General features: G+C 68.6%; 11 protein-coding genes and 2 pseudogenes. 9 read left to right on the top strand and 4 right to left on the bottom strand.

Translation table 11 applies throughout. The features are described from left to right. Window positions 1-30 precede the first annotated feature (30 nt). The 6 genes from ASF49_RS15280 (at window position 31) to ASF49_RS15255 (ending at window position 5803) form a co-directional block, all read left to right on the top strand. A complete protein-coding gene (locus ASF49_RS15280; protein ID WP_056474517.1) occupies window positions 31-1305 on the top strand; it encodes an efflux RND transporter periplasmic adaptor subunit in 1275 nt (424 codons plus the stop codon). A 312-nt stretch (window positions 1306-1617) separates the two neighbouring features. Beyond that, window positions 1618-2313 (top strand): hypothetical protein, encoded by a 696-nt coding sequence (locus ASF49_RS15275; protein ID WP_243214564.1) that lies wholly within the window; start codon window positions 1618-1620, stop codon window positions 2311-2313. Between the two features lie 152 nt (window positions 2314-2465). Beyond that, window positions 2466-3647, top strand: a complete 1182-nt coding sequence (locus ASF49_RS15270; RefSeq protein WP_056475500.1) for an MFS transporter — start codon at window positions 2466-2468, stop codon at window positions 3645-3647. A gap of 107 nt (window positions 3648-3754) precedes the next feature. Next, window positions 3755-3922 (top strand): 50S ribosomal protein L33, encoded by a 168-nt coding sequence (gene rpmG / locus ASF49_RS15265; RefSeq protein WP_056474514.1) that lies wholly within the window; start codon window positions 3755-3757, stop codon window positions 3920-3922. Window positions 3923-4074: 152 nt separating this feature from the next. Further along, complete coding sequence (gene gor, locus ASF49_RS15260; RefSeq protein ID WP_056474511.1) at window positions 4075-5472, top strand: glutathione-disulfide reductase; 1398 nt, start codon at window positions 4075-4077, stop codon at window positions 5470-5472. Window positions 5473-5479: 7 nt separating this feature from the next. Next, a complete protein-coding gene (locus ASF49_RS15255; protein WP_243214563.1) occupies window positions 5480-5803 on the top strand; it encodes a hypothetical protein in 324 nt (107 codons plus the stop codon). Between the two features lie 7 nt (window positions 5804-5810). Here ASF49_RS15255 and ASF49_RS15250 read toward each other — a convergent pair whose 3' ends face one another. The 4 genes from ASF49_RS15250 to ASF49_RS23220 all read right to left on the bottom strand — a co-directional run bounded on the left by ASF49_RS15250 (window position 5811) and on the right by ASF49_RS23220 (window position 9747). Continuing rightward, the gene (locus ASF49_RS15250) at window positions 5811-7214 is read right to left on the bottom strand and encodes an SGNH/GDSL hydrolase family protein (protein ID WP_056474508.1); all 1404 of its coding nucleotides are present in this window, start codon (window positions 7212-7214) and stop codon (window positions 5811-5813) included. 70 nt (window positions 7215-7284) lie between these two features. Beyond that, window positions 7285-8502: a lytic murein transglycosylase gene (locus ASF49_RS15245; protein WP_056474507.1), complete on the bottom strand. Its 1218-nt coding sequence runs from the start codon at window positions 8500-8502 to the stop codon at window positions 7285-7287. Next, window positions 8499-9587 carry a UDP-glucose 4-epimerase GalE gene (gene galE / locus ASF49_RS15240; RefSeq protein WP_056474506.1) on the bottom strand — a complete coding sequence of 363 codons (1089 nt, stop codon included), beginning with the start codon at window positions 9585-9587 and terminating at the stop codon, window positions 8499-8501. Before galE ends, ASF49_RS15245 begins: the two co-directional genes overlap by 4 nt. A gap of 19 nt (window positions 9588-9606) precedes the next feature. Continuing rightward, window positions 9607-9747 (bottom strand): NAD-dependent epimerase/dehydratase family protein, encoded by a 141-nt coding sequence (locus tag ASF49_RS23220; RefSeq protein WP_082511338.1) that lies wholly within the window; start codon window positions 9745-9747, stop codon window positions 9607-9609. A gap of 349 nt (window positions 9748-10096) precedes the next feature. Between ASF49_RS23220 and ASF49_RS15235 the strand changes: the two genes are divergently transcribed. From ASF49_RS15235 to ASF49_RS23215, 3 genes and pseudogenes are all read left to right on the top strand, one after another. Beyond that, window positions 10097-11140, top strand: coding sequence for an IS110 family transposase (locus ASF49_RS15235; protein WP_056475495.1), 1044 nt, complete (start codon window positions 10097-10099; stop codon window positions 11138-11140). Between the two features lie 306 nt (window positions 11141-11446). Beyond that, window positions 11447-11569, top strand: a pseudogene (locus tag ASF49_RS24865) (IS3 family transposase); the annotation flags it as partial. A 17-nt stretch (window positions 11570-11586) separates the two neighbouring features. After that, window positions 11587-11802 (top strand): annotated as a pseudogene (locus ASF49_RS23215) (integrase core domain-containing protein); the annotation flags it as partial. Between the last annotated feature and the right edge of the window lie 58 nt (window positions 11803-11860).

The raw sequence follows: 11860 nt of genomic DNA, 5'->3' as shown, positions 1-11860 counted from the left end.
GGCCGCCGGTTCGGGGATGGGACAGCCGTGATGCATCAGACCCATGACCCGTCCGACATCCCGCCGCCGCCCGGCAAGGCGCCGTTCCTGATCGCCGCGGTGGCCGCCATCGGGCTGCTCGCCTGGGGCGGGTACGGCCAGATGGAGCGGCGCGCCGCCGCCTCCGAGACCCAGCGTAAGATGAACAGTTTCGTTCCGGTGGTGCGCACCGCCACCGCGGAGCGGGCGGACAAGCCGATCGACATCACCCTGCCGGGCCAGACCGACGCCTTCGCCAAGGCGGCCCTCTACGCGCGCGCCACCGGCTACATCGCCGAACGCCGCGTCGACATCGGCAGCCGCGTCCGTCAGGGCGACATCCTGATGCGGATCGCCGCGCCGGATCTCGACCAGCAGCTGGCCCAGGCCGAAGCGCAGACGGGGCAACTCGAGGCCGCGCTCCTGCAGGCCAAGTCCATGGTCGACCAGGCCAAGGCCAACGTGAACCTCGCCAACGTCACCAACAACCGCACCACGACCCTCGCCGGCCAGGGCTGGGCCTCGAAGCAGAACGCGGACAATTCCCAGGCCAGCGTGCTCAGTCAGGCCGCGACCCTCGCCTCGGCGGAGGCCGGCGTGAAGGTGGCCCAGGCCAACATCAAGGCGCAGGCGGCCACGGTGGAGCGCCTGCGCGCGCTCACCGGCTTCAAGGACATCATCGCGCCCTTCGACGGCGTCGTCACCCAGCGCGGCGTCGATGTCGGCGACCTCGTGCACGCGGACGGAACGGGGACGGCCCTGCTCTCCATGGACCGGGACGACATCCTGCGCGTCTCGGTCAACGTGCCCCAGAACGTCGCGGTCGGCGTGAAGCCCGGCGTCGATGCCTCGATCAAGGTGCCGCAGATCGCCGACCGGACCTTTTCCGGCAAGGTCGAGCGCAGCTCCGTGGCGCTGCTGACCTCGTCGCGCACCCTGACGACCCAGGTCGACGTGCCGAACACGGACGGCGCCCTACGGGCCGGGCTCTACGTCTACGTCACCCTGAAGGTGCCGCGCACCGAGCCGAACGTGCGGGTGCCGGCCGAAAGCCTCGTCTTCAACCAGCGCGGCACGCAGGTGGCAGTGGCCGGCGACGACGGTACGGCGCAGTGGCGCACGGTGACGATCCGGCGCGACCTCGGCACGACCGTCGAGCTCGGCCAGGGGCTGGAGGGCGGCGAGGAGATCGTGCTGAGCCCGCCCGCCGACCTGCGCGACGGCCAGAAGATCGAGCGCAAGCCGCCCGCGGGCGACGGCAAGCCGCTGAAATCGGCCGCCCGGTAGCGCATTCTTCACACCCTCCGCGCCGCACCTTCCATCGGCCGATCTCATCAAGGCGATCGGTTTCTCCGGCCGGTTCGAAGCCGATGGAATCCGGACGGGCGTGGTCCTGGGCGCCGAAGACCTTCTCGACCGCGAAGATCCCGGGATCGTGCCCCTGCGCGACCTCGACGCCTGCGCGCTGTGGTGTCCTTCCTGGGAATCTGCCACCTCGGTGGCCGGCGCGAGGCAGGATGATCGCGCCGGCAGACCCCGCCACGAAGAGAAGACAGGTTGGGCTTCATGAGGTCAGCGAACGGGTCTCGCATCCGACACGTGCTGCTGCTCATTCTCAGTATCTTGTTCGTCGCGGCCGGTCTCGGGATGATCGTCACCGGAGCGGATGGCGGCATCACGACGACGGCGTTCTTCGGGGTCTGCGCGGCCGTCGCCGTCTGGCAGATGTGGCCGGGCCTGCTCGAGACCGAGACCCGTTCCGCCGACGCCCTGCTCGCGCGCTACCCGGGTCCGGTCGTCCTGCGCGCCTCGACGCGCAAGCTTCTGTTCCTGGCCGCTCTGTCGACCGTCTTCGGCGGGGTCATGCTCTGGATGCTGCTGCACGAGGCGGTCCCGCTCGCCGCCCAGGTGCTGGTCTGGCCGGGCGTGGTGCTTTTCCTCGGTGGCGCGCCTGTGATGATCGCCATGGCGATCAAGGGTTCGGCGCTGCACCTGGACGGGGTGGACCTGACGATCGTGCGGGCCGGCCGCTTGCGGCGGGTGCGCTGGCACGATGCCAGCGGATTCACGGCGGTCGCGGTGTCGGGCGCGGCGCAGCGGATCGTCATGTTCGACGACGCCAGCGCCGGCGAGACGCGTCTCGCGGCGATGAACCGCCAGCTCACCGGACGTGGCGTGGGCCTACCGGACACGTATGGATTGGAGCCGGAGGCATTGGCGGACTTGCTGGCGGCGTGGCGGATGCGGGCGGTCTCGGGCAAGCGCCGCCGCCTTCCCGACGCGGATCGAACCTGACTCCTCGAAAGCCCTGCGGCCAGTCGCGGCTCTCGGCACGGCAAGCCGCCATCGGATCATCGCCCTCGCACCCGCGGGTGGTTGCGCGAAGCGAACCCGACATGGACAAGGCGGTCCCGGCGTCGCCCCGGCGACCCGCGATGGACCCCGACATGCCGGCTCAACCTCACAGCGAGATCGCGGGCGGCGCGCGCTTCGCCTCGATCGCCGCCGCCATCACCTGCGTTGCGGTGGTCGGGATCGGGCTCAGCCTGACGATCCCGCTGCTCTCCATCGAGATGGAGCGCATGGGGGCCTCGAGCACCCTGATCGGGGTGAACACCGCCGTCGCCGGCCTCGCGGCCATTCTCACGGTGCCGTTCGTGCCACGCCTCGCCGCCCGGCTCGGCGTCCTGCGCCTGCTCGTCGGCGCCATCGTCCTCGGTGCGCTCTGCCTCGTCGCCTTCAAGCTGCTGCAGGGCATCGCCTGGTGGTTCGTGCTGCGCTTCGTGTTCTCCACGAGCCTCGGCGCCCTGTTCGTGCTCTCGGAGTTCTGGATCAACGCGGCCGCCCCGCCGGAGCGACGCGGGCTGGTGATGGGGATCTACGCGACGGTCCTGGCCCTCGGCTTCGCGGTCGGACCGGCCCTGCTCGCCGTCTTCGGCACGCAGGGCCATGCCCCCTATCTCGGCGGCGCCGGCCTCTTCCTCGTCGCCCTGGTGCCGCTCCTGCTGGCCCGGGAGCTGTCGCCCGTGATCGGCCAAGGGCGTGGCCGGCCCTTCTTCGCCTATCTGCGCCTCGCCCCCGCCGCCACCGTCGCGGCCCTGGTCTACGGCGCGGTGGAGACCGGCGGCTTCGCGATCCTGCCGCTCTACGGCCTGCGCCTCGGCTACGACGCCGGGACGGCGGCGGGGCTCGTCAGCGCACTGGCGCTGGGCAACGTCGTGTTCCAGATCCCCTTCGGCTGGCTCGCCGACCGCATGGACCGCCGCCGCGTGCTGCTGATGGCGGGCCTCGGCGGCGCGCTCGGGTCGAGCCTGATCCCGCTCGCCTCCGCCTCGTTCCCCGCATTGCTGGTCCTGCTGTTCCTGTGGGGCGGGATCGCCGGCACGCTCTACACGGTGGGCCTCGCCCATCTCGGCGCGACCGTGCGCGGGCCGGAGCTCGCAGGCGCCAACGCCGCCTTCGTGGTGCTCTACAATGTCGGCCTGATGCTCGGTCCGCCGATCATCGGGGGCGGCATGGACCTCGCCCCGCCCCAGGGCTTCGCCTACAGCCTCTGCCTGCTGTTTCTCGGCTACGCGGTGGTCGTCGCCCTGCGCATCGTCCAGCATCCGAAGCAGGATGCGCCTTGACGAATCCCGGCCGATAAGGCAATCACCCGCCGGTATTCAGCCGGCCAACGCCGGCCCTTTTGCGTTTCGCTGATGCGGAATGCCGCGATCACAGGAGCGCCGCGTCCATGGCCAAGGCCGTCACCGTTAAAGTCAAGCTGCTTTCGACCGCCGATACGGGTTACTTCTACGTCACGAAGAAGAACTCCCGCACGCAGACCGAGAAGCTGTCGATGAAGAAGTACGACCCCGTCGTGCGCAAGCACGTCGACTTCAAGGAAACCAAGATCAAGTAAGCCCGCCGGCGCGTTCGCGCGCCGCACGGGTGTCCGAGGGGCCGTTTCTCCGGGAGGGGAAGCGGCCTTTTCGTTTGAGTGGCGGGACGGTTGATGTACCGCCGCGTTCGGGCGATGGAGAGCCCTCCGCGTCCCACCCGCAGGATGAGTTCATGGCAGACGATCCGGACCGCACCTTCGACGTCGATCTGTTCGTCATCGGCGGCGGCTCCGGCGGCGTCCGGGCAGCCCGCATCGCCGCCGGGTACGGTGCACGGGTCCAGCTCGCCGAGGAGTATCGGGTCGGCGGTACCTGCGTGATCCGCGGCTGCGTGCCGAAGAAGCTCATGGTCTATGCCGGGCGCTTCGCCGACGACTTCGCGGATGCCGCCGGCTTCGGCTGGTCGGTACCCGAGCCGCGCTTCGACTGGAGCATCCTGAAGGCCCGGCGCGATGCGGAGGTGGCGCGGCTCGAAGGCATCTACGATACCAATCTCGGCCGGGCCGGCGTCACCGTCGTTTCCGAGCGGGCCGTGATCGAGGATGCGCACGCGGTGCGCCTCCTCGGATCAGACCGCCGCGTCACGGCCCGCACCATCCTGGTCGCGGTCGGCGCCCATCCGGTCAAGGAGCCGCTGATCCCGGGCGCCGAGCTCGCCATCACGTCGAACGAAGTGTTCGACCTCGAGACCCTGCCCGAGCGCATCCTCGTGGTCGGCGGCGGCTACATCGCGGTGGAATTCGCCGGCGTCTTCGCGCATCTCGGCAGCCGCACGACGCTGCTGCACCGGGGCGACCGCCTGCTGCGCGGCTTCGACGACGAGATCCGCGACGCCCTCGGCGAAGCCTATGCCGAGCGCATGGACCTGCGCCTCAACCGGACGGTGGAACGCCTCGACCGGACCGATGGCGGCATTCGCGTCACCCTCGACGACGGCAGCCATCTGGAGGTCGATCAGGTCCTGACCGCCACGGGGCGGCGACCGAACATCGCCGGCCTCGGCCTCGATCGGGTCGGAATCGAGCCGGATGCGCGCGGCGCGATCCCGGTCGACGCGTATTCGCAGACCTGCGTTCCGTCGATCTACGCGGTGGGCGACGTCACCGACCGGGCGGCGCTGACGCCCATCGCGATCCGCGAGGGCCATGCCTTCGCCGACACCGTGTTCGGCGACAAGCCCTGGTGCGTCGATCACGGCCTCATCCCCACCGCCGTCTTCTCGACGCCGGAGATCGGCGTCGTCGGCCACAACGAGGACGTGGCGCGCACGCTCTACGGGGCCGTCGACGTCTACCGGTCGAGCTTCCGCCCGATGAAGGCGACTCTGTCCGGCCGCGCGGAGCGTGTGCTGATGAAGGTGGTGGTCGATTGCGCGAGCGACCGGGTCGTCGGTGTGCACGTGCTCGGGCACGATGCCGGCGAGATCATCCAGGCGGTGGGCATCGCGGTCACGATGGGCGCCACCAAGGCGGATTTCGACCGCACCATCGCGGTGCATCCGACGGCCGGCGAGGAACTCGTCACGATGCGCAGCCCCGTGGTGACGAAGCACCCAGTGGGCGTCGGCTAGCGGCGCGGTGAGCGAGACTCCGTCGCCCGATTCGTCGCGGCGCTACATCGTCCGCCGGCGCGTCATCGGCAAGAACGCGCGCAACGACAGGATCCGCTACCGCGCGACGTTCCTGAACACCATCGGCACATCCCTGGTGATGCTGGGCTTCTTCCTGCCCGGCATCCGCCTCTACGACCGCTACGACTATCGCCTGACCCAGAGCGAGGCCCTGGACGTGATCTGGCGTTACTTCCAGACCGAGCCCGGCGTCGCCAGCCTCGGTGCCCTCACCCTGGGCTTTGCCCTGCACTGGATCGCCATCGGGCATCTCGGCAAGCTGGAGGATTGACCACCGGTCAGCCCGGCGGCCACTTGAAGTCGTCGGCCCGGCCCGGTTGGGGCAGGGGCGCGGCGCCCCGCACCAGTGCCCGCTCGACGGTGCCCGACGGATCGGGATCGCGCGGCCGGCCGCTGATGAGGGTTCCACCCGGCGTCACCTCGGCCCGACCGAGGGGCACGACGGGACCGGCAAGGGGCTTGACCGGAAGCGCCGGGATGCCCGGCGGCTCGGGCAGGCTCGGCAGCATCGCGGTGATCTGCCGGTCGATGGCGGCGGCATCGTCGAGTTTGGCCGTCTCGCCCTCCAGCGTCGGCTGCGGCGCCACCGCCACGGGGGCCGCGAGCGACGGCTGGGCCGGGGTGCCGGCCCCCATCATCCGCTTCAGTTCGACGTCGGCGAAATGCGCCATCTTGCGCGCGCCCGCCTTGGTGAAGTGCACGCCGTCCGCGGTGCGCAGCTTCGCCTCCTGCCCTTCGAGATCGGGACCCGTCGCGGTGTAGCGATTGCGATCGTCCACGAAGCCCGGCCAGATGTCGACGTAGGTCTGGCCGGCCTTGGCCACGCGCTCGCGAAAGATGTCGTTGATCGCCGCGATGTCCTTCGTCAGGGATTCGCTGCGCATGGGCGGCGCCCCGACCCAGATCAGCGGGATCTTGGCCTCGCCGAACACCCTGATCAGGGCATCGACCCGCTCGGCATAGAGGGTGCGCCAGCGGTCGCTCAGGGGGTCGAAGGTCTGGTCGCCCTCGCGGATGGGCTGACGATCGTTCGAACCCAGCATGACCACGGCGTAGCTGGTCTTCGGGTTCGCCTTCAGGAACTCCTCGGCGGCCTTCGGCCAATCGACCACGTCCTTGCGCACGAGGCCGCTATCGGCCTTGGAGCGATCGACGACGCCGATCTCGGTGTTGTCCTCGAAGACGTTCGACAGCCCGCTCCCGAGGTGACCCGCGAGCGTGTCGCCGAACACCGCGATGCGGGTCGTCGGCTCGACCTTGGGGACGGCGGGCTTCGGCTGGGCGAAGACCGGAGCGGGGCGGGGGCGGCGGCGGACGGCACGTCCGTCGTCGTGACCCGAGCGCCCATCGTCGGCGTAGCCGCGATTGCGCGGCGGCGCTGGCCGGGCGCTGGGCACCGGGGCGACCTGGGCCGGCGCCGGGCGATCCTCCCAGGGCCAGTAGAACTGGCGCGGCGCCTCCTGCGGTGGCGCCGGCGCATAGCGCCGGTTCGCCTGCCGTGCTCCGTAGCCGTCGTCGTCCCGGTAATAGTCGCGCGCCCGGCGCCGCGAGGACGGGTAGTCGCCGCCCCGCGGCGCATCGTAGGAATCGCCCCACTGCGCGCCTGCCGGCGCGGCGCCCGCGAGGAGCAGCGACAATCCGGAGAGGAAACACCAGGCCGCGCGCGATGCCGGCAAGGTCATGGGACGCCTCGATCGATCAGACCGGAGACCGGTCGGGTGCCATCACCTTAGAGGAGGATGCGGCCGAGGTCTAAGGGCGGCGCCGGAGGTGGTCCAGCAGCGCCGGCGTGGCGTAGCCGTCCGCCGGCAGCCCCTCGGCGATCTGGTACTGGCGCACCGCCTCGCGCAGCTTCGGCCCGGCGCGCCCGTCGCCCTCGCCCGCGTAGAGGCCGCGCCCGGCGAGGCCGCTCTGGAGCGCCTGCAGCCCGGCCTTGTCGAGGCGGGCATCCCTCACGGGCCAGGGCGCGGCGAGGACGGGTCCGCCGGCCAGCCGGTCGGCGAGGTGCCCCACCGCCAGGGCGTAGGAATCCGACGTATTGTAGGCGCGGACCACCTCGAAATTGTCGGTGATCAGGAAGACCGGACCGCCGAGGCCACCGGGCAGGAACAGGCTGCCGAGGCCTGCGCCGGGCAGGGCTTCCCCGTCGGCACGCCTGACGCCGCGCTGGGCGAAATCCGCGAGGTTCCCGCGGTAGCGCGCGAGATCGAACCCCGGCGGCAGGATCACCTCGTAGCCCCAGGACAGGCCCGGGTTCCAGCCCAGGGCCTTGAGATAGGCGGCGATGGAGGCGAGGGCATCGGTCTCGGATCCCCAGATGTCGCGATGCCCGTCCCCGTCGAAGTCCACGGCATGCGCCAGGAAGCTGGAGGGCAGGAACTGCACCTGACCCATGGCGCCGGCCCAGGAGCCCTTCATGCGCTCCGGCGTGACGTCGCCGCGCTCCAGGATGGTGAGGGCGGCGAGGAGTTCGTCGCGAAACAGGGCGCCGCGGAACTTCGCCTCCGCCAGGGTCGCGAGCGCCCGGATCGTCGGAACGCTGCCGGCGCTCGCCCCGAAATCCGATTCGACGCCCCAGAAGGCCAACACGATCCACCGCGGCACGCCGTAGCGCGCCTCGATTCGGGCGAGGACGGGCGCGAGTCGCCTGGCCTGGGCCTGACCGCGGGCAATCCGCCCAGCCGAGACGGCGCCCACCAGATAGTCCCAGACGGGCCGCCCGAACTCGCCCTGCTTGCGCGTGCGGGCGAGGATGTCGGGATCGGGCCCGGAGATCCCCGCGAAGGCGGCCGAGAAGGTCCGGGGCGTGACGCCACGGGCCTCGGCATCCGGCCGCAGCGCGGCGACGAAGGCGGCAAAGCCCGATCTTGCCTCCATCGCCGCCGCGGCCGGTGTCGACGCGGCACCCGCCGCCTGGACGGGGCCGGCTCCGAGCAATGCGGCGAGGACGACGGGCGTCCAGCGCCTCATGTGCGATTGCGCCGGGTCAGGGCCTCTTCCCAGGCGAAGGCCTGGGCGACGATCCGGTCGAGGTCATCGTTCTGCGGGGTCCAGCCGAGATCGCGGATGCGCTGCGCCTCGGCGACGATCTGGGCGGGATCCCCCGGCCGGCGCGGCGAGAGGCGAACCTCGAACTCGTTCTGCGGGGTCCAGCCGAGATCGCGGATGCGCTGCGCCTCGGCGACGATCTGGGCGGGATCCCCCGGCCGGCGCGGCGAGAGGCGAACCTCGAAATCGCGTCCCGAGACGCGCTTGACCACCTCGATCACCTCCARGACCGAGTAGCCGCGGCCGTAGCCGCAATTCAGCGTCAGGCTCTCGCCACCGGACCGGAGGTGGTYGAGGGCCACGCGATGGGCCTCGGCGAGGTCGGAGACCTGGATGTAGTCGCGCAGGCACGAGCCGTCGCGGGTCGGGTAATCGGTCCCGTAAACCTCCAGATGGGTCCGCTGGCCGAGCGCCGCCTGCGTCGCGACCTTGATCAGGTGSGTGGCATTCGGCGTCGATTGTCCGGTCCTGCCGCGCGGGTCGGCGCCGGCGACGTTGAAGTAGCGCAGGACGACGTAGGAGAAGCCATGGGCCTTGGCCGCATCGGCGATCATCCACTCGCTCATCAGCTTGGAGCGTCCGTACGGATTGATCGGCGCGGGCGGCAGATCCTCCGGCACCGGCACGACCTCCGGTTCGCCGTAGACCGCCGCCGTCGAGGAGAAGATCACGTGCTTGACCCCACAGCGGACCGCGGTTTCGATCAATGCCCGCGTCTTTACTGTATTGGCCAAGTAGTAATGCAGCGGATCCGCGACGGAATCCGGTACGACGATGCGCGCGGCGAAGTGCGCGATCGCATCGATACGGTGCTGAAGGATGATTTCCGTGACCAGAGACTGGTCCGCGACATCGCCGACGACGAGCTTGACTTCGGGAGGGAGCGCCCAGTCGAACCCGGTCGAGAGGTCGTCGAGCACGACGACCTCTTCGTGTCCGGCGTCGAGAAGTGCCAGGACCATGTGGCTGCCGATATAGCCCGCCCCGCCCGTGACAAGAACCGCCATGATACACCTTGACCCGGGCTCAGGGGCAGGAAGGCGGTGGCGAAGTGCCGGGCGATGAGTCCGCGTCGAGCACGACGACCTCTTCGTGTCCGGCGTCGAGAAGTGCCAGGACCATGTGGCTGCCGATATAGCCCGCCCCGCCCGTGACAAGAACCGCCATGATACACCTTGATGAGAGTTTGCAGATTGTAGACTAACCCTAGGAGACAATGATCGAGAAATCAAATCGAGACCTCGAGTCATTCAATGATAGTGCATCAAAATTCAGCTACACGTCATATCTTGGAGAATAATATTTCACAAAATTTTTATTCCAAGCAAAAATTAAAAATTAAAACTTCAATTTGGAAAACAATTTATATAGACGCAGAAAATTTTTGATCCCCCCTTGGCCTGCCTCCTGAAAAGTGGTCCTCCCTGAGGTATGATGGTGTGGAATGGTCCTGCTTGCGGCAGTGCTGATCTGGGTTCTCATTCCGGATCAGTTCTCGAACGTAGAGGAACCGATCATGTCTGAGATCCACATAGTCGGCCTTGATCTGGCCAAGCAGATCTTTCAAGTGCACGCGATTTCCGCGGAGGGAGCCGTGGTGGTGAGGCGGCAGTTGCGTCGCTCGCAGGTGCTGGCATTCTTCGCCAAGCTCCCATCCTGCCTCGTCGGGATGGAAGCGTGCGGCGGTGCTCACTTCTGGGCGCGTGAGATCGCGAGGCTTGGCCACCAGGTGCGCCTCATGCCCCCGAGCTACGTCAAGCCTTACGTGAAGCGCGGCAAGACCGATGCCGGCGATGCGGAAGCTATCTGTGAGGCAGTGAGCCGTCCAACGATGCGCTTCGTGCCGGTCAAGACAGCCGAGCAGCAGGCCGCTGCCATGGTGTTGAAGACACGTGACCTGCTCGTACGCCAGCGGAACCAAGCGATCAACGCGCTGCGGGCTCACCTGTCGGAGTTGGGCATCGTGAGCGGCACCGGGGTGAGCAGGGTGGCGGCTCTGATCGGGATTGTCCGTGATCCTGACGATGCGCGGCTTCCGGTCATCGCGCGGCGGGCGCTTTCGGATCTGGCCGATCACATCGAAGCGTTGAGCGAACGCCTTCACCGCTTGGACCGCGAGATCGTGGCCCAGTCCCAGGAAGACGCGGACCTTCGGAGGCTGACGGCGGTCCCTGGTATTGGACCGATCTCGGCAGCGTCGCTGAAGGCCCTCGTCCCTGATCCGAGTGGGTTCGTCTCCGGACGGCACTTCGCAGCCTGGCTTGGCCTGACACCGCGGGCTCATTCCAGTGGAGGCAAGGAGCGTCTCGGCCGGATCTCGAAGATGGGCAATCCGACCTTACGAACCTTGCTGATCCTGGGCGCGACCACGGTCCTGCGCCACGCGCGCAATGGCGGCAAGGCTTCGCCGTGGTTGCAGGCGATCCTGTCGCGTCGTCCTCCGAAGGTCGCGGCCGTTGCGCTGGCCAACAAGACGGCGCGCATCGTCTGGGCGCTCCTCACGAAGGGCAGCCATTATCGGAATCCTGGTCTCGCCGCTTCGAGCGCAATGGACGCATGACGGAAGAAACCAGACAGAGCTGACCGGCGGACCGCTGCCGGGCAGGGACAAGGTGTGCGACAGCAGCGATGAGACCCGACGGGACGTCACCCCGAAGTGAGATAGGCCTCCAAAGCCGATGCGCCTTCCGAGCGCGCAGGTATGATCTGCCACTCACCTCGCGGACTCCATCGAGGCCAGCGGTCTATGACCGCGCCAAAAGGCCGGACATATGACTGCACCGTTCTCGATGGGGATCTGTTGCTGAGCACTCTTGTCCGCAGGGCCGTTTCACATATGGCTTTGCGCCATGTGGAGGATGTTGTCATGGGACGGAAGAAGCATACGGCTGAAGAGATCGTCACCAAGCTGCGGCAGGTGGATGTTCTGGTCTCGCAAGGGCGCAAGGTTGCCGAAGCAATCCGCTCCATTGAGGTCACCGAGGTCACCGAGGTCACCGAGGTCACGTACGGGATGAACTCCTCAACGGCGAGGTGTTCTACACCCTCAGGGAAGCCAGCGTCGTGATCGAGCAATGACGGAAGCACTACAACGGCATCCAGCCGCACTCGTCGCTCGGCTACCAGCCGCCTGCGCCAGAGGTCGTCATCTGGCCAACCGAACCGAGCGGCTCAGGGCCGTCCGCTCGTCCTGCCATCGTCACGCGACCGACGATGCATTAAGTTCGAACCTGGGCCACCGAACGGGGGCAGGCACCTGGGCCACCGAACGGGGGCAGGC

Origin of the sequence: Methylobacterium sp. Leaf104, from assembly GCF_001422885.1 — a bacterium.
Classification (GTDB): domain Bacteria; phylum Pseudomonadota; class Alphaproteobacteria; order Rhizobiales; family Beijerinckiaceae; genus Methylobacterium.
The sequence above is the reverse complement of the archived record's forward strand: the minus strand, read 5'-3'. Positions and strand labels throughout refer to the sequence as shown.

Coding starts and splice junctions, on each gene's coding strand:
- gor (WP_056474511.1), top strand. CDS start 4,075: ATGGCAGACGATCCGGACCGCACCTTCGACGTCGATCTGTTCGTCATC.
- ASF49_RS15270 (WP_056475500.1), top strand. CDS start 2,466: ATGCCGGCTCAACCTCACAGCGAGATCGCGGGCGGCGCGCGCTTCGCC.
- ASF49_RS15280 (WP_056474517.1), top strand. CDS start 31: ATGCATCAGACCCATGACCCGTCCGACATCCCGCCGCCGCCCGGCAAG.
- ASF49_RS15235 (WP_056475495.1), top strand. CDS start 10,097: ATGTCTGAGATCCACATAGTCGGCCTTGATCTGGCCAAGCAGATCTTT.
- ASF49_RS23220 (WP_082511338.1), bottom strand. CDS start 9,747: ATGGCGGTTCTTGTCACGGGCGGGGCGGGCTATATCGGCAGCCACATG.
- rpmG (WP_056474514.1), top strand. CDS start 3,755: ATGGCCAAGGCCGTCACCGTTAAAGTCAAGCTGCTTTCGACCGCCGAT.
- ASF49_RS15250 (WP_056474508.1), bottom strand. CDS start 7,214: ATGACCTTGCCGGCATCGCGCGCGGCCTGGTGTTTCCTCTCCGGATTG.
- ASF49_RS15245 (WP_056474507.1), bottom strand. CDS start 8,502: ATGAGGCGCTGGACGCCCGTCGTCCTCGCCGCATTGCTCGGAGCCGGC.